The sequence below is a fragment of the Gluconobacter sp. ESL1110 genome, assembly GCF_058107395.1.
Window position 1 is genome coordinate 251,268 of the sequence record NZ_JBYLUK010000011.1, and the last position, 24,771, is coordinate 276,038.

Annotated in this window: 20 protein-coding genes; 7 read left to right on the forward strand and 13 right to left on the reverse strand. The window is 56.7% G+C overall.

The window, feature by feature from the left end; translation table 11 throughout:
• Positions 1-14: 14 nt before the first annotated feature.
• Complete coding sequence (locus tag AC3B6F_RS14370; RefSeq protein ID WP_010501158.1) at positions 15-1,427, reverse strand: sugar porter family MFS transporter; 1,413 nt, start codon at positions 1,425-1,427, stop codon at positions 15-17.
• A gap of 246 nt (positions 1,428-1,673) precedes the next feature.
• Here AC3B6F_RS14370 and AC3B6F_RS14375 point away from each other — a divergent pair, with 246 nt between their 5' ends.
• A complete protein-coding gene (locus AC3B6F_RS14375; protein WP_010501157.1) occupies positions 1,674-1,913 on the forward strand; it encodes an entericidin A/B family lipoprotein in 240 nt (79 codons plus the stop codon).
• A 63-nt stretch (positions 1,914-1,976) separates the two neighbouring features.
• Here the strand turns inward: AC3B6F_RS14375 and ade are convergent, their stop codons facing one another.
• Positions 1,977-3,674, reverse strand: a complete 1,698-nt coding sequence (gene ade / locus AC3B6F_RS14380) for an adenine deaminase (protein ID WP_489824870.1) — start codon at positions 3,672-3,674, stop codon at positions 1,977-1,979.
• Between the two features lie 220 nt (positions 3,675-3,894).
• Here ade and AC3B6F_RS14385 point away from each other — a divergent pair, with 220 nt between their 5' ends.
• From AC3B6F_RS14385 to AC3B6F_RS14410, 6 genes are all read left to right on the forward strand, one after another.
• The gene (locus AC3B6F_RS14385; RefSeq protein WP_489824871.1) at positions 3,895-5,118 is read left to right on the forward strand and encodes a TIGR03862 family flavoprotein; all 1,224 of its coding nucleotides are present in this window, start codon (positions 3,895-3,897) and stop codon (positions 5,116-5,118) included.
• 4 nt (positions 5,119-5,122) lie between these two features.
• Positions 5,123-6,565 (forward strand): helicase HerA domain-containing protein, encoded by a 1,443-nt coding sequence (locus tag AC3B6F_RS14390; RefSeq protein WP_489824872.1) that lies wholly within the window; start codon positions 5,123-5,125, stop codon positions 6,563-6,565.
• Positions 6,566-6,663: 98 nt separating this feature from the next.
• Positions 6,664-9,042 carry a TonB-dependent receptor gene (locus tag AC3B6F_RS14395; RefSeq protein WP_489824873.1) on the forward strand — a complete coding sequence of 793 codons (2,379 nt, stop codon included), beginning with the start codon at positions 6,664-6,666 and terminating at the stop codon, positions 9,040-9,042.
• A 10-nt stretch (positions 9,043-9,052) separates the two neighbouring features.
• A complete protein-coding gene (locus tag AC3B6F_RS14400; protein ID WP_489824874.1) occupies positions 9,053-10,165 on the forward strand; it encodes a glycerophosphodiester phosphodiesterase family protein in 1,113 nt (370 codons plus the stop codon).
• A gap of 145 nt (positions 10,166-10,310) precedes the next feature.
• Positions 10,311-11,753: a retropepsin-like aspartic protease gene (locus AC3B6F_RS14405; protein WP_489824875.1), complete on the forward strand. Its 1,443-nt coding sequence runs from the start codon at positions 10,311-10,313 to the stop codon at positions 11,751-11,753.
• A gap of 84 nt (positions 11,754-11,837) precedes the next feature.
• Positions 11,838-12,188, forward strand: coding sequence for a hypothetical protein (locus tag AC3B6F_RS14410; RefSeq protein WP_489824876.1), 351 nt, complete (start codon positions 11,838-11,840; stop codon positions 12,186-12,188).
• A 9-nt stretch (positions 12,189-12,197) separates the two neighbouring features.
• Here AC3B6F_RS14410 and AC3B6F_RS14415 read toward each other — a convergent pair whose 3' ends face one another.
• The 11 genes from AC3B6F_RS14415 to tkt form a co-directional block, all read right to left on the reverse strand.
• On the reverse strand, positions 12,198-12,725 hold the full coding sequence (locus tag AC3B6F_RS14415) for a type 1 glutamine amidotransferase domain-containing protein (RefSeq protein WP_489824877.1): 528 nt from the start codon (positions 12,723-12,725) through the stop codon (positions 12,198-12,200).
• Between the two features lie 56 nt (positions 12,726-12,781).
• The gene (gene aldA / locus AC3B6F_RS14420; RefSeq protein ID WP_023944929.1) at positions 12,782-14,224 is read right to left on the reverse strand and encodes an aldehyde dehydrogenase; all 1,443 of its coding nucleotides are present in this window, start codon (positions 14,222-14,224) and stop codon (positions 12,782-12,784) included.
• Positions 14,225-14,377: 153 nt separating this feature from the next.
• Complete coding sequence (locus AC3B6F_RS14425; protein ID WP_489824878.1) at positions 14,378-15,235, reverse strand: LysR family transcriptional regulator; 858 nt, start codon at positions 15,233-15,235, stop codon at positions 14,378-14,380.
• A gap of 75 nt (positions 15,236-15,310) precedes the next feature.
• Entirely contained in the window at positions 15,311-15,790 is a 480-nt protein-coding gene (locus AC3B6F_RS14430) for a YaiI/YqxD family protein (RefSeq protein WP_489824879.1), read from the reverse strand.
• Positions 15,774-16,352, reverse strand: a complete 579-nt coding sequence (locus AC3B6F_RS14435) for a gluconokinase (protein ID WP_034881086.1) — start codon at positions 16,350-16,352, stop codon at positions 15,774-15,776. Before AC3B6F_RS14435 ends, AC3B6F_RS14430 begins: the two co-directional genes overlap by 17 nt.
• Complete coding sequence (gene rpiA, locus AC3B6F_RS14440) at positions 16,340-17,032, reverse strand: ribose-5-phosphate isomerase RpiA (protein ID WP_489824880.1); 693 nt, start codon at positions 17,030-17,032, stop codon at positions 16,340-16,342. Before rpiA ends, AC3B6F_RS14435 begins: the two co-directional genes overlap by 13 nt.
• Positions 17,029-17,769, reverse strand: a complete 741-nt coding sequence (gene pgl, locus AC3B6F_RS14445) for a 6-phosphogluconolactonase (protein WP_489824881.1) — start codon at positions 17,767-17,769, stop codon at positions 17,029-17,031. The genes rpiA and pgl overlap by 4 nt, the downstream gene beginning before the upstream one ends.
• Positions 17,766-18,626: a Cof-type HAD-IIB family hydrolase gene (locus AC3B6F_RS14450; RefSeq protein ID WP_489824882.1), complete on the reverse strand. Its 861-nt coding sequence runs from the start codon at positions 18,624-18,626 to the stop codon at positions 17,766-17,768. The genes pgl and AC3B6F_RS14450 overlap by 4 nt, the downstream gene beginning before the upstream one ends.
• An 82-nt stretch (positions 18,627-18,708) precedes the next feature.
• Complete coding sequence (gnd, locus tag AC3B6F_RS14455; protein WP_061932568.1) at positions 18,709-19,707, reverse strand: phosphogluconate dehydrogenase (NAD(+)-dependent, decarboxylating); 999 nt, start codon at positions 19,705-19,707, stop codon at positions 18,709-18,711.
• A 3-nt stretch (positions 19,708-19,710) separates the two neighbouring features.
• Entirely contained in the window at positions 19,711-22,581 is a 2,871-nt protein-coding gene (locus AC3B6F_RS14460; protein ID WP_426065815.1) for a bifunctional transaldolase/phosoglucose isomerase, read from the reverse strand.
• A gap of 11 nt (positions 22,582-22,592) precedes the next feature.
• Positions 22,593-24,650: a transketolase gene (gene tkt / locus AC3B6F_RS14465; RefSeq protein ID WP_489824883.1), complete on the reverse strand. Its 2,058-nt coding sequence runs from the start codon at positions 24,648-24,650 to the stop codon at positions 22,593-22,595.
• Between the last annotated feature and the right edge of the window lie 121 nt (positions 24,651-24,771).

A 24,771-nucleotide genomic window follows, 5' to 3' on the forward strand; every position in this document is an offset into this window, starting at 1 on the left:
AAGTCCGGAAAGCTTTACCGCCCGATATCCCGCAGGCGGTAGCCATTGTTAAGACGACTTTCGATCGTCTCCAGAGAAACACCCTTCGTTTCAGGGACAAACAGCAGCGTCACGATGATGAACAGGGCGTTCAGACCGGCATAGAGCCAGAAGGTGTTTGAAGAGCCGAGCGTGCTCAACAGGCCAAGGAATGTCGCACCGACGATAATGTTCGTTCCCCAGTTGGTCACGGTTGAGCAGGTAATCCCGAAATCACGACCCTGAAGAGGCTGCACTTCGGCGCACAGGATCCAGATCAGTGGGCCAGCAGAGAAGGCAAAGCCCGCGATGAAGCAAAGAAGAACCGAAATGGCGAGGTAATGCGTCAGGGAGCTTGCATGATCGCCCATTCCCATCAGCATGGCCAGAATACCTAGTCCGGCAGCCATAATGGCAAATCCGGCGATCAGCATCGGGCGGCGGCCCCAACGGTCAGCAAAAGCAATGGCAATGAAAGTCGCAAGGCAGTTCACCAGACCAACCGTTGCCGTTCCCCACATCTGTCCATCCTGGCCGAACCCGACTTCTGCGAAAATTCGTGGGGCATAGTACATGACCACGTTGATGCCCGTGAATTGCTGCACGACCTGCAGGCCAATCCCCAGCATGACAGACCGGCGGAAGTTCGGGTTTTCAAGGAACATGGCCAGACCGCGCTGCTTGGCCTGCGAGTTCAACTGGTCCCGAATATTCTGGATTTCCGCATGAGCATGCTGATGCGTATGGCGCAGCGTGCTGAGCGTTTTCAAGGCTTCCTCATCCCGACCGCGCAGCATGAGCCAGCGTGGGCTGTCCGGCAGGAACAGGGAGCCGATCAGGAACAGCGCTCCCGGAACACCGACAATGCCCAGCATCCAGCGCCATGAGCCGCTGTAAGACAGGACGGCATTGGATACGAAGGCCAGGAGAATGCCGGTGGTGATCATAAGCTGATACATTGAAATCAGACTGCCGCGACGGCTCTCATCCGCGATTTCGGAAATGTAGAGCGGAGCGACAAAACTGGCGATACCGATTGCCAGGCCAAGAATGGCGCGTCCGATGATCAGAATGGCCACCGAGTGCGCAACAGCGCAGAGGATCGCCCCGATGACGAACATGGCCGCGCTGTAGGTCAGGGACTTGCGACGCCCCAATGCATAGGACATGCGGCCTGCGAGCAGGGCGCCAACCGTCGCGCCAACCATCATGGACGACACAATCCAGGACAGTTCGAAATCGGACGCCTGAAACTCGGTCTTGATGAAGCCCAGAGCACCGGAAATCACACCGATATCCAAGCCGAACATCAGTCCCGCAATGGCCGCCAACGCGACAGCCAGCATCATACGTCCGACCATGGGAGGACGTACCGCAACGGGTTGAGCGTGAAATGTTGCATCACTCATGGAAAGGAACTCCGGCACCCGCGCAGGACATGCCGCTGAAAGGAAGGAATTACCCCTTCGTCATACGACGACTGGTTCATTCGCCCCCTATATAACATTAAATTAGTTACATCATCATAATTTTATGTGATTTGTGAGATTTTCATAACTGGAAATCAGTGTGCCCACCATAACGCATCACAGACATCCCATTTTCCGAACATCGGGGAAAAAGAAAAACGCAACTTTCGGGCAAGACAGGCAGTTATGTCTGAACTGAAACATTCAGAAGAAGGACATGCCAGCATGACCAACAACCGCAAATCCACGTTCGCCCGCCTGATGCTCGTTTCTGCTCTGCTGACGGGAACGGCTGTTTCCCTGTCCGCCTGCAACACGACGCGTGGCGCGGGTCAGGACGTTAGCGCCGTGGGTCATGCAACGTCCAACGCAGCAACGAGCGCCCAGCAGGGCATCGCGAATGCGACTGGTGCATCCACGCACTGAAGACGTCCTTCAGGATTGTCGAAAAAACCCGCCTCTCTGCAGAGAGGCGGGTTTTTTTATGCGTTATACGAATTCCATGGTCCGAACATCGATCATACCAAGATCCGTGATCTTGAGATGAGGAATGACCGGCAAAGGCAAGAAAGCCAGTTGCAAGAACGGCTCCTCCAAAGACACCCCCATTTCCTTTGAGGCCTTGCGCAGAACAATCAGATCGTCCCGAACCTGCTCGAACGGCGCATCACTCATCAGACCCGCGACAGGCAGTCGCAGTTCAGCCAGAACCTGACCATCACGCACCGCGATAAAACCTCCCCCCGTTTCTTCCAGCCGGTTTACGGCAACCGCCATATCGGCATCATTGGTGCCCACAACACAAATATTGTGACTGTCATGTCCGACAGACGACGCCAGCGCGCCGTGTCTGAGGCCAAACCCCTTCACGAAGCCTCGCCCGATATTGTCGTTATGTCCGTGACGCGCAACGACGCAGACTTTTGTAACATCCGCTTTCAGATCAGGCAGCACCTGCCCCCCCACTTCCGGCAGAGTAAGACGCAGATACTCTGTAATGATTTGCCCCGGAATAATTCCCATCACTGGGCGATCCACGCCAGATCCATGAATTTCCATATCCGCAGCCGTCACAGCTCCCGGAAGCTTTACGCTGCCAAGCCCAACAGACGGTATAATGTCACGTTGGGCGAACAGGCCGTCGCTGACCAACCGCCCCGCAGAGATCACATCTGAAACCAGACATTTCTCCAGATCATCCAACAGCACGATATCCGCCCGCTTGCCTGGCGCGATCTGCCCGCGATCCCGCAGACCAAATGCATTGGCAGCAGACAGCGACGCAGCACGATAGGCGGCCAGAGGCTCAACACCCAGTTCGATTGCCCGGCGGATCAGGAAATCCAGATGGCCTTCATGCGCGATTTCGAGTGGGTTCCGGTCGTCTGTGCAGAACGCGAAGAACGGAGATGTCGCCACATTAAGGAGGGGAACCAGAGCTTCCAGATCCTTGCAGACCGACCCTTCACGGATCAGAACTGTCATGCCTTTCCGGACTTTTTCCAAAGCTTCCGCAGCAGTCGTCGCTTCATGATCCGTGGAAATGCCTGCCGCAAGATATCCGTTCAGAGCCTTGCCGCGCATCAACGGTGCATGACCATCAATATGACCACCAGCAAAAGCCGCCAGCTTGTCCAGACATCCCTGATCACCATTCAGAACACCCGGGATGTTCATGAACTCCGCAAGCCCGACGACCTTTGGATGATCGCGATAGGCTACGAGGTCGTCTGCATTCAGCGTTGCACCAGATGTTTCCATCGGGGTTGCAGGAACACAGCTCGACAGATTGACCCGCAGGTCTATCACTGTCCGTTCTGCGGCTGCCAGAAAGTAGTCAAAAGCGGCACGACCCAGCACATTCGCCATTTCGTGCGGATCACAGATGGCTGTCGTTACACCATGGGGAAGCACACAGCGGTCAAACTCAAACGGTGTGACGAGCGATGATTCAACATGCAGATGCGTGTCGATAAAACCGGGGACAGCAATGCGCCCGTTGCCCTCAATCGTGATGCAGCCCTCATAATCTCCGTAAGTGCCAACAATCCGGTCTCCGCAGAGTGCGATGTCCGTCGGTACAAGCTCGCCCGTTACAAAATCGAACAGGCGGACATTCCGGATCACCAGATCGGCTGGTTCACGCCCCTGTCCCTGAGCGACCCGGCGCTGGATTGCGTTCTGCATTTTCTAAATCTCCGAACGTCAGCAGTGACCATTTATAGCGCCTGAAGCCGCCCGCACCAAAAAAATGATACCAAGTCAAATAATAAGAGGGCGCCGCCCTTGCCGACGCCATCATACACCCTTTCTTTGCGACCAGTTTCCTCAGAACCGGGTTCCAGAACATTCTCTCTTCAGGCGCGACTGCCTGACAAACAGACAAACCCGTGGCAATCAGGCAGTCATGAGCCGTTTCCTTACGTCCCCTTTCGTTGCCATCATCGGCGCAGGTCCTGCCGGACTGTTCGCTGCCGAATACCTTTCAGCCCACGGATGCCAGGTTGAAGTTTTCGAACAGATGCCGAGCGTCGGGCGGAAATTGCTTATGGCGGGTAGAAGCGGCCTGAATCTGACCCATTCCGAACCCCTGGATCACTTTCTGGCGCGCTATGGCGCGGCACAGGGCTGGCTGTCTCCTGCGATACACGCTTTCCCGCCGAATCAATTGCACGAATGGGCAGAAGGGTTAGGGCAGCCTTGTTTCAGCGGCAGTTCAGGGCGCGTCTTTCCCAAAAGCATGAAAGCCTCCCCGCTCCTGCGCGCATGGCTGGCACGTCTCGCAAAACAGGGCGTCATCCTCAGGACCCGCCATCGCTTTACGGGTTGGGAGGGCAAACACATCTGTTTTGAAACTACAGAAGGCTCTGTCACTGTCAGCCCAGACGCCATTATTCTGGCCATGGGTGGTGCAAGCTGGTCCCGTTTGGGATCAGACGGAAAATGGGCTGACCTGTTTGCCGCCGAAACAGCTCCCTTCGCCCCCGCCAACTGCGGATTTACGCCCGACTGGTCAGAGGACTTTTTGAGCAGACACGAAGGCAACATTCTTCATTCCGTCGGCCTGTCCTTCGAGAACCAGAAAAGCCGTGGAGACCTGACAATCACTGCGCGTGGCCTCGAAGGATCTGCTCTTTACGCGCTCTCCGCACGCTTGCGGGAAGCGATTGCCAGAGACGGCAGCGTAACCATTCTGCTGGACCTGCGCCCTACCCTTTCGGAAGACGCGGTCCTGAAACGATTGCAGGCCCAGCGCCCACGGGAAAGCCTCTCCAACCGTCTGCGAAAGGCATTCGCGCTGGATAGCACAGCACGCGAACTCCTGCGCAATGCAACACCCAAAGACGCCACGCCGCATCAACTGACACAGATCCTCAAGGCACTTCCAATCACCCTGACGGGAACAGACACTCTGGATCGCGCCATCTCTACAGCGGGCGGATTACGGCAGGATGCGCTGGACGAGCATTTTATGATCCGCTCCAGACCTGGCGTTTTCGCTGCCGGAGAAATGCTGAACTGGGAGGCTCCGACCGGGGGCTATCTCCTGCAGGGATGTTTTTCCACCGGTCTTGCTGCCGCAAAGGGCGTCCTTGGGTGGCTAGAATCGTCAGTTTCGGGTATCCGCTGACGCTATGACATCCATCGTTCTCGGACAGGGCCGCGACGGCTCAGACACCTGCATTGATTTGCCGGAACTGCTGGCTACGCGCCTGCTGGTTCAGGGCAACTCCGGCTCGGGCAAATCCCATCTTCTGCGCCGACTGCTGGAACAGACCGCAACACTCGTCCAGCAGATTATGATCGACCCGGAAGGCGACTTCGTCACTCTGGCGGAGCGCTATGGCCATCTGGTGATCGACGTTGAAGATCAGTCTGAAGCCAGCCTTCGTGCCGCTGGAGAACGTGTCAGAGCCCACCGTGCATCGGTTGTCCTCAATCTGGAGCAGGTGGAAGCCGAGATGCAGCTTCGTGCGGCCGGAGCGTTCCTCAACGGTATGTTCGAGGCGCCGCGTGCGCACTGGTATCCGGCCCTCGTTGTCGTAGATGAAGCCCAGCTTTTTGCACCTGTCGCCGGGGGGGACACCTCCGATGAGGCTCGCCGTCTCTCGCTGGGGGCCATGACAAACCTCATGTGCCGTGGCCGTAAACGCGGTCTGGCAGGCGTCATCGCTACCCAGCGTCTCGCCAAGCTGGCCAAGAACGTGGCGGCCGAAGCCTCGAACTTCCTGATGGGCCGGACCTTCCTGGATATCGACATGGCCCGCGCCGCCGATCTTCTGGGCATGGAACGCCGTGCCGCAGAGTCTTTCCGTGATCTAGCACGAGGACAGTTCATGGCGCTTGGCCCGGCGCTATCGCGTCGGCCAAAACTTCTGACCATCGGGCCTGTAGAAACAGCAAGCCACAATACCGGGCCAGTGCTTGTTCCTCTGGAACCCGTGATGGCCGAAGATCTGCGGGACATTATTCTCGAACCCGTTCATGAGTTCTCGCCCCGCCCTCGCCGGGAAACACGACCACCTCCGCCAGACCTGCTCGCACAGCTTGATGCCTATGGAGCAACCCGCGAGGCAGAGGAGCCTGTTGCTACGGCAGACATTACGGAAGTCGATATTACCCAACTCTGGGACATGGTTGCTGGCGTCGCATCTGAAGACGGCGCGGACTACAAGCCGCTTGCCACATTATATCAGGACTTCCAGTTGCGCGCCCGTATTCAGGGCCTGTCACGCAACATTCTGGATCTCGGACGCTTCCAGCGTATCCTCGCCACCATCCGCGCAGGTCTGGATCAGGAAAGAGCAGAAAGCGAAGACTGGCAGAAAGCCGAAGCTATTGCGGCAACGCTTCCTGAAGATGTTCAGGGCGTCTTCCTGTTGTTGGCCCGCACCGCGCTCGATTCGGAAACCTGCCCGGACGATGATGCTTTGGCCCGTGCCTATGGCACCCATTCTCTGGGTCGTGCCCGCCGCCAACTGGCTTATCTTGAAGAAAGAGAAGTCATAGTATTGCAAGAGACCCCGTTTGGACGTCGCGTCGCAATCGTGGGCCTAGGCTGGCAAACGGCGTCATAAAACTGTCACGCCACCTTCACATGAGGTTCACACACATCTCGAAGTATTGCGCTTAGCTTCCGCCCGTTTCGATTCTGGCTCGTTACGGGAAAATTTCCATGCTTTCAAAGTCCAAGCGCAACAAAGGGTTGCTCTTTCTGTTCTGCTCGCCGCTGGCTGTGTGCATGGCACTGCCGTCCGCTCATGCCGCTGATGCGGCCAAAACAGGCCGGAAGCATGCAGCATCCCATAAAGCCGCAGACGTAGCGGGCGGTTCCGAACAGCTTGTCATCACCGCCAAGCGCACCCGTTCCGAGCAGACACTGGGACGCGTTCAGATGCAGCGCATCCTGCCAGGTATTAACCCCATCAAGGCCCTCCAGATCCTGCCAGGTGTTGTGTTCAACAACGCTGACCCATGGGGCAACAACGAGCAGAACTCTTCCCTTTACGTGCATGGTTTTGCCAAGGAACAGCTTGGTTACACGCTGGATGGTATCCCCCTCGGCGATCAGGCTTACGGCAACTACAACGGCCTGTCTCCGCAGCGCGCCTCCATTAGCGAAAACATCGGATCGGCCTCTATCGCCACAGGTGCTGGTGGTCTTGGCACAGCCTCGACGTCGAACCTCGGCGGCACCATGGAATTCACGACGCAGGACCCGCTTCACAAGCGTGGCGCCCAGATCGAACAGGTTTTCGGAAGCTGGTCCACATTCCGCACATTCGCCCGTCTCGATACGGGTGAGTTTGGCAACGGCAACTCAGCTTACGTTTCCTTCGCTCGCCAGGACGCCCGCGCATGGGACTTTGCCGGCCATCAGGGCGGCTATCAGGTCAACGCCAAGTTCGTTCATCACGGCGCGCACGATCATTTCTCTGCATTCTTCGACTGGTCCCAGAAGGTTGAGCCGAACGAAGACAGCGTGACCCTGCCGCAGGGTTACGGCACATATGTGCGTCCGTTCACATATCCCAACTTCAATTACGCAAAATCCTATATCAACTCGGCAGCGTACAAGAATGCGGGCCTGAACTATCGTAACTACTACTCCGCTGCCCAGCGCGAAGATTTTCTCGCCTATGCCAAATGGACGCATGATTTCAGTGCAAACCTGCACTGGGACAACTCGATCTATTATCATCATGATCTGGGTGAAGGCGTCGTCGCAGGTCCGATCACCGCAGCGGGCCTGCCGACGCTATTCGCAGCCTATTTCCCTGGTCAGGATCTCAGCTCTGTTTTCGGTGGCTCTGGCTACGCAACCCGTACAACGGAATACTGGGACAATCGTGGCGGCCTGATCTCCACGCTGCGCTACCATCTCGGCAAGCATTCCATCGAAGTGGGCGGATGGTATGAGCGCAACAACAACACGCAGGCCCGTCGCTGGTATCCGCTGGACGCCAACAACCCAACCACGCCTTATGAGCGTCAGCAGAACGCCCTGATCGACCAGTACACGAACAATTTCTACACCAATACGTTCGTGACGCATCTTCAGGACAACTGGCAGATTTCCAAGAACTTCTCGCTGGCTGCCGGCTTCAAGTCCGAACTGGTCTACACAAACGGCACCCTGCCTGTTGCTGCAAAAGCCGGCTCCCTGTCTCCGTCCTATGCCGTCACTGCTCCGGGTGGCACGATTGCAGCCGAGCGCCCGTTCCTGCCGTCCTTCGGTGCCGTGTGGAACATTACGCCGAACGAGCAGTGGTTCGCCAACATTCAGGAGAACATGCGCTCCTTCCAGGACGCAGGTTACGGCAACGCCACCCCATGGGGCGCCACCAGTCAGGCTGCTTTCGAGGACTTCAAAAAGAACGGCAAGCCGGAAACCTCATGGACTTACGAAACCGGTCTGCGTGAACACCGCCAGATTCATCTTGGCCCGCTAACGTCCATCGAAGGCCAGGTTTCCTACTACCACGTTCACTTCTCGAACCGTCTGCTGGCCGTCGCCACCACACAGACCCTGTCCTCCATCATTGGTTCCGCCACCACACTGGCAAACGTCGGCTCCGTCACGACCGATGGTATGGACTTCTCCTTCACATCCCACTTCGGCGACCATTTCTCGCTCTACAACGGCCTATCCTACAACAAGTCCACCTATAACGACGACTACAAGACCGGCACGACGACAATCCGCACGGCTGGCAAGAACGTGGTCGGCATGCCGGCATGGTCCGAGAAGTTCGTGTTCAGCACCAACTGGGGCAACGCTTACGGCCAGTTCATCGGCGTCGTGACCGGCAAGCGCTACGCGACCTACACGAACGACATGTACGCTGCTCCTTTCGCGCAGTTTGACATGAACGCTGGCTACACATTCCATGGCATTCCACACATTGCAGCTCTGCGTGTTCAGGGTAACATCACGAACCTGACCAACACACGTGCCTGGTCTACCATCAACGCGACCCAGACCTCCGGTCAGTTCAGTGCCTTCCCGGTTGCACCCCGCAGCTTCTTCCTGACACTGAACGCCACGCTGTAAGGACTGCTCCATGCTGACGCGCCGCCGCACTCTGGGGCTGCTTTCCGCAGCCCTCCCTGCCCTTCACCTGAGCCGCTCCGCAAAAGCGGCTCCTTCCCTGGCTCCAAAGCCACTGGTGTTTGCCCATCGCGGCGCGTCCGCCCTTCGTCCTGAACACACCCTTGGCGCCTATGCCAAGGCCATGCTGGACGGCGCCGATTTCATCGAACCCGATCTGGTCATGACTAAGGACGGCCATCTGGTCGTCCGCCATGAAAGCAACATTGCCGATACGACGGATGTGTCAGACCATCCGGAATTTGCCGATCGGAAAAAGACCGTCACCATCGACGGCCAGAAGCAGACCGGCTGGTTCACCACGGATTTCACTCTCGCAGAACTCAAGACCCTGCGTGCCCGTGAACGTCTGGCAACGCTACGTGTCCATAACACCCGCTACAACGACCGCTTCGAAATCCCGACCTTTGAGGAAGTCATTGAGATTGTCGCTGCACAGGCTGCGGCTACCGGCAAGACCTTCGGGTTGATCCCGGAACTCAAGCACTCGACCCATTTTCACAGCCTAGGTCATGATCCTGAAGCGATCTTTCTGAAGACCATTGCTGCGCACGAATACACCCGTCAGGCACCGCTCGAAATCCAGTCTTTTGAGACGGCCAATCTCGCCCGTATCCGCGATCAGGCCCTCGCGATCAATCCTCAGACCCGCCTGATGCTTCTGATGGGTGAGCGCAAACAAACCCCGCCCGATCTCGCCGCAGCAGGCAAAACGATCACTTTTGGTGATCTGATGACGCCGGATGGACTGAAAGACGTGCGCCGTTACGCAGACGTCATCGGCCCTTCCAACACGGATCTGATCCCGCGCGACGCCAAGGGTGCATGGCTCGAACCGAGCACGCTCGTTGATGACGCTCACCGGGCGGGACTGCTCGTTCATTCCTATACGGCTCGTCCAGAAAACTATTTTCTTCCAGCCCAACTTCGCAGTGACGCGGGCCCGGCAGCCCGTAATCCAGCCGGTATGATTGCAGAAGTCCGCCGGTATCTGGACCTGGGCATCGACGGCTTCTTCACAGACGATCCGGCACTAGGCCGTCAACTTGTTGATATGACCTTTTAACCCACTCTTTTCCGCGCCCTGAACAAGCGGTGTCTGATCAGCCCCTCACCAACCGGCGGATCAGACACCGCTTTTTTTATTCTGACCCAGATCCTGTCGACAAAGACGGATGACGTTTCAATTTTGTCGGTTTATGTCTTTTTGTATGAAATTATTTCATTTTAAGCCTTTGAATGGTGCAATCCTTTCCAGCCGTACAGCCATAAGGCTGGCAGGACGAGTTTCCGCAGTATCGGCCCTTATCACTGCAATAGTGCTTGGAATAACGCCCGCCCGTGCCGCATCTATAGATGCCTTTACACCAGATATGATTGAACAGGTGCCAGGTGCCCCCCCGACTCTTCACGTCGAAGACAATTACGGAATTTTCGAAGCACTGGCTCACGGGGATGAAACCCGCCTCCAGTTTATCCAGACTGAACTGGCACATCTGATCCAAAGAGAGCCAACATTCTCCCATAAGACCATGCTGGGCTTCTGCCTGAGTGCCATTGCCCGCCTGCACGGGGACTATGACACCAGCAATCTGATTCTGAAGACCATGGCCAGCAAACTGGGACCGATTGGTGACCCTGAGAAAACCGTTAATCCGCTCGATTTCATGATTGAGCAGACTCTGAGCGGAAACCTGCTTTTGCAGGGCCACATCCGCGCATGGGCACTTTCACAGGAACAGATCGAACGTCAGTATTTCAAGCCTCTCCGTGCATATTACCATATGCCCAGCCTTGAGTTCAGCAATGCACAACCCATGACACTCAGCGTCTCTGCTGAGAGCATTCCAAACCAGGTTGTACGGTTGCCATTTCTGGATACGGTCAATTTCAATACAGCCCGTTCCAGTTTCACTCAGCAGGGTGTCAAAGCAGCGTCTACAAATATCACCCTAGATGGAGAGACTGTTCCGGCGCTGATTGGCACCGGTACACTGACAGGTCTTCTCCCGGAAAAATTTGCTCGTGCACATAAACTACGGATCATCGGTCACTCCGATGCCATATCGGACGGGTCAGGCCGCCGATACTCCGGAAACTTCGTTGTTGTGCCTTCACTCGTCATTGGCAAAACCGTTTTCCTGAACCAGCTTTTCGCTATCTCCCGAGACAACGAAATCGTTATCGGCCTGCAACAACTAAGCCAGCTTCGACACGTCACCATAACGCGCGCCGCCATGACCTATGGCCTGCATGCGCCATTCCAGTGCACGGCCGATCTTGTGACGGCCTCCATAAGAGCAGGATATGCAAGCCAATGGCTTCTCCCTCTTCAGCGGGGAACACTGTCTGAATGGGCCATGGTCGATACTGGGGATAACAACGAAACGGTTCTGCATATCCGGACATCACATTTGCCCACTGACGCGTCCAATGCAGTCAACCATGAGTTTTACGACAGCGCTGCCGGGCGTCAGTCCGGCCAGATGGTGACAGTTCCGACGACCTTTTCGATAGGTTCTGTCTCCATTGTCGATCAGGCCCGATACACTCTTGGCTCCACAGGGAGCATTCCTCCTGCCCTCACTTACGGCCTGCTCAAATACGGATCGCTTCAATTCGATTGGCCAGGACACAAGGCCTGTTTCAATTAAAACATGTCTGGAATGATGAAAGCCTCCCATGATCGGCTTTCTTTCCGCTACTTCTCCAGAAACAGTTTCTCTGAAGGAAGCAGCATGGCTTATCGAATTCTTGCTTTTTTCGTCCTGATCCTTGCCTGTCCAACCGTTGCATCAGCAGCCTGCACGAGAGATGCCCTTCCCATGTTGCTCCCCGTTCAGCGCATGGACGAGCGCCTGCAGGATCTGGCTCACAAAACGGGATGTTTTATTCAGGTAGATCTCGCCTCTCTTGAGAGACTGAAGGCGCCAGCTCTATCAGGCACCCTGACAGCCAGACAGGCGTTACGGCAGTCGCTCAAGGGAAGTCGCCTGAAGTCTCGGTTTGTGAAGGATCATTGGCAAATTACATCAACACGCAGGTTGGACGATCACACCATTCATGATTCTTTCGTCCAACCCTGGTAGCTTCAGTCTCTAGCTGAGTTTAAAATGCTCGATGATTGCCTTGTTGAAGGCAGGGAGGTCATCCGGGCAACGGGAGAATACATAGGGTCCGTCTGTCACGACTTCCGTGTCCACCCAGTGCGCGCCAGCATTCTGAAAATCGGTTTTGATCGCCGGCCATGACGTCACGGTTCGACCGCGCAGTTCATTAACTTCAATCAGCGTCTGCGCGCCATGGCAGATCGCAGCAATCGGCTTATTGGCTTTTACGAACTCCTTCACAAACGCCACAACATCTTTGTTCATGCGCAGGGCATCCGGAGACGCCAGGCCGCCCGGAAGTAGAAGGGCATCGAAATCCGAAGCCCTCGCATCTGCAACGGCCAGATCTGCATGGATTTTGTTCGACGGATAAATATCCTTATTCACAGCCTGAAAGTCACCCGCTTTCAAGGAAATGACCGTGACGGTCGCACCTGCTTTTTCCAAAGCTTCCTTCGGGGATGTCAGTTCGATTTCTTCTAGGCCATCCGTGGCCAGCGCAGCAACTTTAACCATGTTTCCGGTCCTTTTATGAAAAAAGGCAGCCCCATCCGGGACTGCCTCCAGAAAAATCAGGCGTTGAGATAAACCGTCTTGGTCTGCACATAGGCTTCCAGACCGTGCTGTCCATCTTCACCACCAAGGCCACTTTCCTTGTAGCCATGGTGGAAGCCCTGCGGCGCTTCACCGCCCGGACGGTTCACATAGACCTCACCGAACTCCAGTTCGCGGGTCATGCGCAGAATGCGGCCCAGATCTTTCGTGAAAAGATAGGCCGACAGCCCGTAACGGCAATCATTGGCCCAGGCGAGCGACTGATCGAAGTCCTTCACCTTGATGAGAGACATGACCGGGCCGAAGACCTCGTTATGGACGATATCCATATCCTGCGAGACATTCGTCAGCAGTGTCGGTGCATAGAAATAGCCTTTGTCGTACACGCCACCCGTCAGACGCTTGCCGCCGGTTTCCAGCTTTGCACCCTGCCTGACGGCCTTTTCCACCATTTCATGAACTTTCTTCAGTTCATCTTCGCTGACCTTTGGCCCCATATCCGTTTCCGGATCTGTCGGTAGCCCGACCTTCAGGTCAGCGATCTTCTGACGAACCTTCTGAACAAACTCGTCATAGACCGCTTCATGAATGTAAGTCCGCTCATTGCAGGTGCAGACCTGCCCCGTGTTCATGAAACGGGACTGCACGGCGGCCTCGGCCGCTTTTTCCAGATCAGCATCTTCCATGACGAGGAAAGGCGCCTTACCGCCCAGTTCCAGTCGGACTTCCTTCAGCGTCTCCGCCGCCGCTGCCATGATCTTCTTACCCGCAGGCGTAGAACCCGTCATGGTAATGAGCTTGACGTCCGGATGTGCCACTAGTGGAACACCAACTTCCGGCCCGTCGCCCGTGACAATATTCACCACGCCCTTGGGAATTTTCGCTTCCTCAACCAGCTTCGCCAAATGGAGCGATGCGAGAGGTGTCAACTCGTGGGGCTTCACGACGATCGTGTTGCCAGCGGCGATGGCAGGACCAATCTTGCGCGCACAAAGCGCCAGCGGGAAATTCCATGCCGTGATGGCACCAATGACGCCCAAGGGAACACGGTCAATCAGGATCTTCTCATCCGGCGTGCTGCCGGGAATGATTTCGCCCTGAAGCCGCAACGTATTTTCGGCGGCAAACCTTAAAAGCCCGATCGCAAAATCAACCTCAACACGAGCCTCCTTGAGCGGCTTGCCCATTTCAGACGTGATGATTTCAGCCAGCTTCTCTTTGTCCCGCTTCACGAGATCCTTGAGAACATGGACGTAGTCCGCACGCTCGGTCGCGGTTTTACGGCTCCATGCAGGGAATGCGGCCTTGGCTGCTGCTACCGCCCGGTCGAGGTCTGCTTCTCCACCCCGAGCAGCCTGTCCTACCGTTTCTTTGGTTGCAGGGTTCTCGACGGAAATCCATTCACCGGTTTCCGGTGCAACCCATTCATTATTGATAAAAAGATCGTATTTCGGTGCCATTGACTGCTCCTGTATTCAGGGCGACGCGTCTTGCGCTGTATTGTATCAGACGCATGAGACCGCCACCGGTTCAGTCGATGACCGAAGACTGACAAAGAGCGTTGATTATTAAAAGTGATGATAAATCAGCTTATCATTCACTTTATGTGAGCTTCAGACCAAAGCTTGCAGACTCTTCACAAACATCTGACCAAGCGGTCCCAGACCAGGCTCCCGCCAGACGGCATAAATGTCGCTGCCTTGCATATCGTCTGGATACAGCACGTTGACTTGCTCACACCGCTTTGCCTGCAACGTTGAAAGGACACTTTGAGGAATGCAGGAAATCCCTAATCCAGCTTCCACACAGGCCAGAATGACATCATAGGATTCGATGGTATGAATAAGCCCTCCACCAACGCCCCCCTGCTCCAGCCATGCCTCGAAATACCGCCGGTACAGACAGTCCGTATTGAAAAGGAAAACTGCCTGACCAGACCGTAAAATGTCCTGATTTTTTGGCAAAACAATCGCCAGACGCTCGCGAAAAGCAAAAGCACTGCTCATCATCGGATGTTCGATCGGCCCATCTGTCAAAGCCAGATCGATGTCCCCATCCATCAGCATCCGTTCAAGCGTATCCGTTGGACGGATCAGCATCCTGATTTCCACACCCGGCGCTGACACCAGAAACCGGGGAACGCGGTCCGGCAGATAGGTCTTCAGCGCCACATCCAGCGCCCCGACGGTCAAAACACCCTTGGGCGACCCCTCGGAAAACAGATCCGTCAAGCCTCGAGCCTGATCCACAACTGCCTTCGCTCGCTGATGAAACAATCGTCCTTCCGGCGTCAGAAACAATCGGTTCTTTTCGCGGGTAAACAGGTCCTGCCCCAGCAGCTGTTCCAGTTCCCGCAGCCGCGCTGTTACGTTGGACGCCACACAGTTCAGCATGCGTGAGGCTGCCACCACCGTCCCCGTTTCAACGACCGCGCAGAACATTTCAAGCTGGGCAAGACGCAACGGATTCATGGGTGGTTTTTCCTCAGCGTCGGACTCTTATCCCCAGATTCATGGAACATCTCCGGGGACGTCCCTGTGGATCATTTATGAAGAACTGGGGACCACTTTGGAAAGGGCAGCTTTCCTGCGGAGTCGCACGATGAGCGTATCGAGAGCGGAAAGAAACCGGCTTCGATCCGCTTTTCCGAAAGAGGGATTGTAGGTGTTCACGGTGCCGGTTTCGCGCAGATCATGCATCAGATCCCGCATGGCCGAGACCATTCCAGCCGAGCGTTCATCAATCTCTTCGCCATTGGGTCGAAGCACTGCCGCGCTCTTGTCCAGACACCGGACGGCAAGCGGCACATCATTGGTCACGATGATATCGAACGCCATCGCCTGTTCCGCAATCCAGTCATCCGCAACGTCGGGACCTTCCGGCACCACAACGCGTTCGATCAAAGGAGACTGTGGAATATTGATCCAGCGATTGGCAACAACCAGCGTCTGGAGGCCATAACGGCCTGCCACACGGTAGATTTCATCTTTTACAGGGCAGGCATCTGCGTCAACCAGTAGCCGCATGAACTTCCTTCTGGTTTTCTTCGTCCCGAAACTGGCGGATTAACCGTTCAAGAATAACATCCGGATGGTCTTCACCGCAAACATGAATGACCGGTTCATCATCTCCCGGCTCTTCCAGCGTCGCCAGTTGGCTTGGCAGGAGGCTGGGCGGCATGAAATGCCCGGTGCGATGCGCCATACGATCTTCAAGCGTGTCCGGCTTCACGCGAACATGCACGAACTCCACCGGCAAGCCACGACGCAACTGTTCCCGATACACGCGCTTCAGTGCAGAACAAGTCAGCACGGCACCATGCCCCAGTGCAACTTCGTGCTTTAGCCATTCATGACAGACTTCAAGCCACGGCTTGCGATCTTCGTCCGTCAGCGGCTGCCCGGCACTCATCTTGTCGACATTGCTCTGGGGATGAAGGGAATCCCCCTCTTGAAAATGCCAGCCGAGACGGGTGGCAAGGCCGGTGGCAATCGTTGTCTTGCCCGTCCCCGAAACCCCCATAACAACCAGAAACCGCGGCCTGACTCCCATGGCTCCAACAGACTGAACAGTCCCTATGGTTCCCATCGCTCCACTCCCTGTTCTGTCGCAACCAGAACTTCAGACGCCATGTTCAGGAACATGCCGTGTTCCACCACGCCTACGATCGCGTCTATCTGGCGCGCCAGTTCTTCCGGGTCCTCGATCGGACCGAACGTGCAATCCAGAATCATGTTGCCGTTGTCACTGACAAACAGGTTTCCGTCACGGTCGGTCCGCGGCTTAACGCCCTTGGCACCGCAGGCTGACAACCGTTCTGCCGTGCATTCCCAACCGAAAGAAATCACTTCCACGGGAACCGGAGCACGCTCGCCAAGGTGATCGACCGGCTTGCTGCCATCCACGATGACGACGAATTTCTTCGCGGCCTGTGCAACAATCTTTTCCCGCAGAAGTGCTCCGCCAAGGCCTTTGATCAGGTGCAACGGCCCACGCTGGACTTCATCTGCCCCATCAATGGCAATGTCGAGCCGACAATGAGCCGCAAAATCCGTTAGTGAAATACCGGCTTTCTTCGCCTTGCGGGCACTGTCTTCGGACGTTGGAATCCCCACAATGTGAAGACCTTCCGTGATCCGCTCACCCAGTCGCTCGATCATGTAAGTCGCAGTGCTGCCCGTTCCGAGGCCGACAACCATCCCGCTTTTGACCATATCTGCTGCTTGCCGAGCTGCGGTACGCTTATGGATTTCCATATCCGAACTCATGCCGCGTCTCCCGTTGCGGCACGGTCAGCCAGAATGACAATACGACCTTCACTGGTCACATTCGCGGACGGGAGGCTCTTATCCCCGTCCCGCAGACGCTTCAACATCTCAACCTTGGAGGCCCCAGTCACAAGGAAAACCACCAGAGCGCTGGAAGCGATCGCCGGATATGTCAGTGTAATGCGTTCATGCGGTGCAGTCTTCGGAGCCGCCGTTCCCACCCATGCCGTCTTTTCCTGCAGCACAGGCTCACCTGGAAACAGCGAGGCGGTATGACCATCTGTTCCCAGACCCAGCATCACGAGATCAAAAAGCGGACGAGCCGGATCAAGTCTGGTCGCGCCATAGGCCGTCTCAAGCGTCTTCTGGTAGGCCTTCGCATCGGTTTCGACAGTTGAACCTGTCGGCATTGGATGAACATTGCCTGCCGGAACCGGCACGCGGCTGATCAGCACAGACTGCCCAACTGCATGATTGCTGTCAGGGTGCCCCTCGGGAACATGCCGCTCATCTCCGTAGAAAATCTCGACGCGCTCCCAGGGAATACGCTTTGCAAGTTCCGGTTCGGCCAGGAGTTCAAACAGGCGCTTGGGCGTTGATCCACCAGACAGGGCAACACGGAATTTTCCGTCCGTCTTGGCGAGAATACCTTCTACCAGAAGATCCGCCATTCGAAGGGCGACTGCTTCTGAATCAGGCAGTGTTTCCAGCGTTGCTGTACGGATATCGCTCGTCATGTGTTGCGGACCCTTGGCAGAATGTAACGCTCGACAGCTTTGGCCCAGCCATCGCGTTCATTGGTGTCTGTAAAAACCTGGGCAGCGGCTCTTACGTCTTCTTCAGCCTGCCCCATCGCAATACCCAACCCTGCGACGGCAAACATCGGCAGGTCGTTATGGGCATCACCCAGACAGGCCACTTCATGGGGCTCCACGCCATGGGCGCGGGCCAGTTCACGCACGGCTTCGCCCTTGTTGGCTAGCGCAGGCGTAATGTCGAGCAGCATTTCTGAGGAACGCCGCACACTTGCCTCACCCCGGAGCATGGCCGCCAGTTCAGTTTCGACACGCTGAAGCAGATCGTAGTCGTTGCTAACGCCCATGACTTTGCCGATCCCGTCGAATTCATGACGCAGATCCGGCACCTGATGTGGCGTCAAACCGGTAATGCGGCGTTCATGCTCCACAAACGGTGTCGCGACGTCACTGACCATCCAGTAGGACTGCCGCAAAAGCCAGGTCTCGATCCCATGGACATGCAGCATGTCATGCACCACGGAGAGAACATCGCGGGAAAGGACACGGCTGACCGTTGGTGTTCCATCCGGCGCAAAAATAATGCCACCGTTGAAACCAGCGTTTTGACCGCTCAAGCCGAGTTGTGAAATGTATTTTGTCATCGCAGCCGGTGGCCGCGCACTTGCCAGACAGAGCGGAATACCGCGCTTCTGAAGCTCCTTTACCATCGCCATCGTAGAGGGAGCGATTGTCTTTTCCGGTGTCAGGAGCGTTCCATCCATATCGGAAACAACCATCCGGATCGTATCCGGCATTGGGGGAAGTTCCGCGTGAATGGTATCGAGATCAATGGACATGCAAGCCCCTGTCGGTCGGCCATATTGAATGGGGGAATGAGCATACTGCGCTCACTCCCCCTTGCCCATCCGTCAGAAGGGCTTATTTCGGCTCGACGTGACCGCCAAAGCCGAAACGCTGCGCCGAGAGGATCTTCTCAGCGAAGTTGTTGCCCGACCGCGAACGGAAACGGGTGAAGAGAGCCGCCGTCATGACAGGCGCCGGCACGTCTTCCTCAATAGCTGCTTCGATCGTCCAGCGACCTTCACCAGAGTCAGCCACTTCACCGGAGAACTCGGAAAGTTCACCCGACTTAGCGAGGGCTTCTGCCGTCAGATCCAGCAGCCAGGACGACACGACACTGCCGCGACGCCAGACTTCGGCAATATCCGCCATGTTCAGATCGAAGCGATCGCCTTCGGCCAGAACAGGAGAGTTTTTGCTCTTCATGATATCAAAGCCTTCCGCGAAGGCCTGCATCATACCGTATTCGATGCCGTTGTGAATCATCTTCACAAAATGACCTGAACCGGACGGACCACAGTGCAGATAGCCCTGCTCAGCCCGCGGATCGAGACCCGGAGCATCACGGTTCGGCGTAACGGGAACATCGCCCTTGCCTGGAGCCAGAGCAGCCAGAATTGGATCGATATAATCCGCAGCCTCCTTAGGCCCGCCATACATCATGCAGTACCCGCGTTCGAGGCCCCACACGCCGCCGGACGTCCCGACATCAACGTAGGAAATACCCTTTGCAGACAGTTCTTCTGCACGTCGGACGTCATCCTTGTAGTAGCTGTTGCCACCGTCGATGATGACGTCACCCTTGCCCAGTAGCGTGCCAAGCTGTTGCACGCAGGCTTCGGTAATCTTGCCAGCAGGCAGCATGACCCAGACGACACGATGCGTGTCCCCTTCGAGGCCCTTCACAAGGGCCTCGACACTGTCCACACCCGTAGCGCGTCCACCTTCGGCACGCTGCACGATGGAGTCCGTAACGGACGCCGTGCGGTCATGCACAACAACATCATGTCCATGACGGGTCAGGCGGACGGCAATATTGCCGCCCATACGACCCAGACCAATGATACCGATACGCATGCCTTATGCTCCTGCAATCGCTTTATGAATGGCCGCAGCAAGGGTCTTCAGGCCCTCTTCCAGCGATCCATCGATATGCACCCGCAGGGCACGACGCCCACGGGCTGAAAGAACCTCAAAATCACCGCGAGCCTGTGCCGCCTTGACGACACCAAAGCTGAAGCCATGTCCCGGAACCGGAACATCAGCCGCGTCCTTCGCAGTCACCTGAAGGAAAACACCACTGTCCGGTCCACCCTTGTAGGCCTGCCCCGTCGAGTGAAGGAACCGGGGACCAAACTCGGCTGCCGTAGCAACCTTGAGTGCGTTCCGCAGATCCATACGGACGTCCTGCGCCCAATCACGTGTCTCCCGGTTACGCTCGATGTAAGCCAGAAGGCCCACATAGTCGCCCGGTCCAACACGCTCAAAGTGCTTCTTCAGAATGGAGACCGTATCGCCTGCCCCAAGAGCCGCAGCATTCTTCTCATCCGCGTAGAAGGAGAAGTTTCCATCAACGGCAAACGGTGCCTCAGCCGGGAGCGAGCCGGTTTCAGCATAGGCCGTGGTCAGCTTGCGGGTTTCCACCTTGCTGAACTCGACATCCGGCTGATCGAACGGATCAATGCCCAGAACCGCACCGGCAACAGCCGTGGCGAATTCAAAGACAAAGAAAGCCTGACCAATCTCATTCTTGTCCGACAGACGGACCGTCACGACCGGAGCTCCCGCTTCGCGCAGTGCACCCAGACGACTGTCAGGCGTGTCACCTTCAAGCAGCAGGTCCACGAAAACACGGTCCTTGCCGTAGACGTCAGGCGTACCGAGTTCTTCCTCGTCGATCGGAACGAGACCCGTGCCCTTCTTGCCGGTACTTTCGGCAATGAGCTGCTCGAGCCATGCCCCGAAGGACGCGATGCCCTTGGAGGCCAGGATCGTCACCTTGTCACGGCCAAAGCACTTGGCCGAATGACCAAGGATCAGACCCAGCGTCACACCCGGATTGACGTGTGCCGGCGCACTTGGACCACAGCTCTCGACCATCAGGTTCGTGATCGTCAGGAACTTACGAACGTCCAGACCGCTGACAGCGGCAGGCACCAGACCGAAGTTGGACAGCACGGAGAACCGGCCACCAATCTTCGGATCACCGTAGAAAATCCGCCAGAAGCCGTTTTCTTCGGCGACTTTCTGCATGTGGGAGTCAGGGTCCGTAATGGCGATGAAGTTATCGCCCGGAGCCTTGCCCAGAGCCTGACCGGCAACCGTCCAGAAATGCGCGAACAGAATGTTCGGCTCCAACGTGCCGCCAGACTTGCTAGCCACGATGAACAGGGTCTTCTTGAGATCGACTGCCTTCTCGTATGTCCGGACCTGCTGAGGGTCCGTGCTGTCGAGAACATGCAGCTTCGGCCATCCTTCCTGCTGCCCGAACGTCTCGGCCAGCACTTCCGGGCCAAGACTCGAACCACCCATACCCAAAAGAAGAATGTCAGTGAACCCACGGCTGCGGACATCACGAGCCAGAAGTTCCAGCTCTTCGATGTGCCACAGACGGTCCTGAACGATGGTCAGCCAGTTCAGCCAACCGGCTTCCGGGCCATTCGTCCAGACAGAGGCGTCCTTCGCCCAAATGCGACGGACCAGACCTTCCTTGCTCCACGCCTTCTCGGATTCCGCAACATCGTCGCGGATATCAGAGGGAAGGTCAGCTGTGACGTGGAGCAACCGTTTTCCCAGCACGGACTCCCGCTTTTCAGCGACCGCACCAAGAAGGGTATCGAAGGATTCAGAGAAGGACGCACAGCCATCCTTCACCAGCTTTGCCGTCACACCGGCCAGATCCAGACCAAGGCGCTCGGCCTCAGCAAGAACGTGACGGGCTTCTTCAACGTTTTCCGTCAGGCTCTCACGAAGCTTGCCGTGATCGCGGAACGCATCGAACGTTGCGGGCGGAATGGTGTTGACCGTCTCCGGACCAATCAGCTCTTCGACGTACAGGACGTCAGAGTAAGCCTTGTCCTTCGTGCCGGTGCTGGCCCAGAGCAGACGCTGCGGGTTGGCACCCTTGGCAGCGAGTGCCTGCCAGCGTGCGCTCTTCTTGACGTCCAGATAATACTGGTAAGCGATCTTGGCGTTTGCGATGGCAACCTTGCCGCGCAGAGCCTTGAGCGCTTCCGCATCCTTGTCGCCAGCAGCGACGCGGCGGTCGATCTCGCCATCGATCTTCGCGTCAATACGGCTGACGAAGAAGGAGGCCACGCTGGAGATGTGGGAAATGTCTTCCCCACGGGCTGCGCGGGCTTCAAGACCGGAAATATACGCTTCCAGAACGGCCTTGTAGGCTTCCAGAGAGAACAGCAGCGTCACGTTGATGTTGATGCCGTCCGCAATCGCTTCGCGGATCGCACCCGTGCCTTCTGCCGTGCCCGGAATCTTGACCATCAGGTTCTTGCGACCGACAGCCTTCCACAGACGGCGGGCTTCCGTGATGGTACCCGCAGCATCAAATGCGAGATACGGAGAAACTTCGAGGCTGACGTATCCGTCCAGGCCTTTGGTCTTTTCAAACACCGGATAGAGAACACCGCAGGCAGCGCGGATGTCATCAATCGCGAGGTGTTCGTAAAGGTCTCCGGCAGAAAGACCTTCCCCTTCGAGAAGCTTGCGGATCTGGGGATCGTATTCCGTCCCCTTACCGATGGCCTTCTCGAAAATGGCCGGGTTGGAGGTCACCCCGCGCAGCCCGTCTTCCTCGACGAGCTTCTTGAGGCTACCATCTTCCGTAAAGCTGCGCTGGATGAAGTCCAGCCAAGGGGACTGGCCATGCTTTTCCAGATCCCGCAGGACACTGCCTACTTTATCTAGGCCGGTATTAGAGATTGTGTCTGCCACAGGCTCTCTCCTTACTTGCTACGGGCAGCCTGACGCTTTGCGGCGTCAAAGACTGCTTCCGGCGTAAACCCGAACTTGGTCAGAAGTGCAGAGGCCGGAGCCGATGCACCAAACGTATTCATGGCGATAATCGCGCCACCAAGACCGACGTAACGGTCCCAGCCAAAGGCTGCTGCCTGCTCGACGGCCACGCGGCCAATCACATCAGGCGGCAGGACAGAGTCGCGGTATTCCTGAGGCTGCTCTTCGAAAAGATCGAAACTTGGGAACGATACCACGCGAGCCTTCACACCTTCTGCCGTAAGCTTTTCATAAGCTTCGACAACCAGCGATACTTCAGAACCCGACGCCATCAGAATCACATCCGGCTTACCGTCACAGGAGGCCAGAACATATGCGCCCTTCGCCAGACCGGAAGCCGCTGCGTACTTGCTACGGTCGATTGTTGGCAGATTCTGGCGGCTCAGAGCCAGAACAGCAGGCTTGTGCGTCAGCGGGATCAGCGTGCGCCAGGCTTCTGCAACCTCGTTGGCGTCAGACGGACGGATCGTCATGATGCCTGGGGTCGCGCGAAGTTGAGCGAGTTGCTCAATCGGCTGGTGGGTTGGACCATCTTCACCGACGCCAATGGAGTCATGCGTGAAGATGTACGTCACCGGCAGTTCCATGATGGCCGACAGACGGATCGGAGCCTTCATGTAATCAGAGAAGATCAGGAAGCCGGAGCCATAAGCCCGGATACCGGACAGAGCGATACCGTTGCAGATGGAACCCATCGCGTGCTCACGCACACCGAAGTGCAGGTTGCGGCCACCATAAGTACCACCCCACTGCGGCGGCTGGAACGATCCACCACCCTTGATGTCCGTCTTCGTGGATGGCGTCAGGTCAGCGGAGCCACCGATCATCCAGGGCAGGTTCTTGGCAACGGCATTCAGCACCTGGCCAGAGCTTGCACGGGAAGCGACGCCCTTTGCATCAGCTTCGAAAACCGGGATGTCCTTGTCCCAGCCTTCTGGCAGACGGTGCTCGAAGATCGCTTCAAGCTCGGCAGCTTCCTTGGGATGCGCTTCCTTGTAAGCCGAGAACAGTTCACGCCACTGGGCATTGGAAGCCGCACCGCGCTTGCCAAGACCTTCTGCGAAGTGCTCCTTCACACCGTCCGGCACATAGAAGTCACCAGCCCCTTCCGGCCAGCCATAAGCGGCCTTCGCGCCCTTGATCTCGTCCGCACCCAGCGGTTCACCATGAGCCGAAGCCGTACCGGCCTTCTTGGGAGCACCATACCCGATGACCGTCTTGAGAACGATCAGGCTCGGACGGTCCGTTACCTTCTTGGCTTCCTGAAGCGCCTTCAGGATGGCATCGACGTCGTTGCCGTCCGTCAGCGTCTGAACGTGCCACTTGTAGGCCTCGAAGCGCTTGCCAACGTCTTCCGTCAGAGCAAGGTCCGTCGAACCTTCAATGGAAATCTGGTTGGAATCGTAAACCCAGGTCAGGTTACCAAGACCAAGATGCCCAGCCGTGGAAGCTGCTTCCGAAGCCACGCCTTCCATCATGTCGCCATCGCCACAGAACACCGTGACATGGTAATCGAACAGCTTGAAGCCGGGACGGTTATACGTCTCAGCCAGCCACTTTTCGGCAATCGCCATACCGACCGAGTTGCCACAGCCCTGACCCAGAGGGCCGGTTGTGGTTTCAACACCAGACGTGAAACGATATTCCGGATGGCCCGGCGTGCGGGAGTTCAACTGACGGAACTGCTTCAGATCCTCGATCGTCAGAGCCGGGCTCTCGACAACCTTGCCGTCCTGAATGTCGCAAACGCCTGTCAGGAACAGCGTCGAGTACAGCAGCATGGACGCATGCCCGACGGACAGGACGAAACGGTCACGGGCTGGCCATAGCGGATCAGCCGGATCGTAGTTCAGATCATGCTGCCACAGCGCATACATTGCAGGAGCGAGAGCCATTGCCGTTCCGGGATGACCGGAATTCGCGCGCTCGACGCCGTCCATGGAAAGTGTGCGGATGGTATTGATACCGAGTTCAGGAAGGGTACTCATCGGTATAGGGTCTCCGGCTTGTGACGAGCGGGGGAAAGATCAATGATGCCCCCGCACCTTCTGCAGCCACGGCATGACGCGATATCACGTCTGACGCAATGCTTGATGGGTAAACCATATT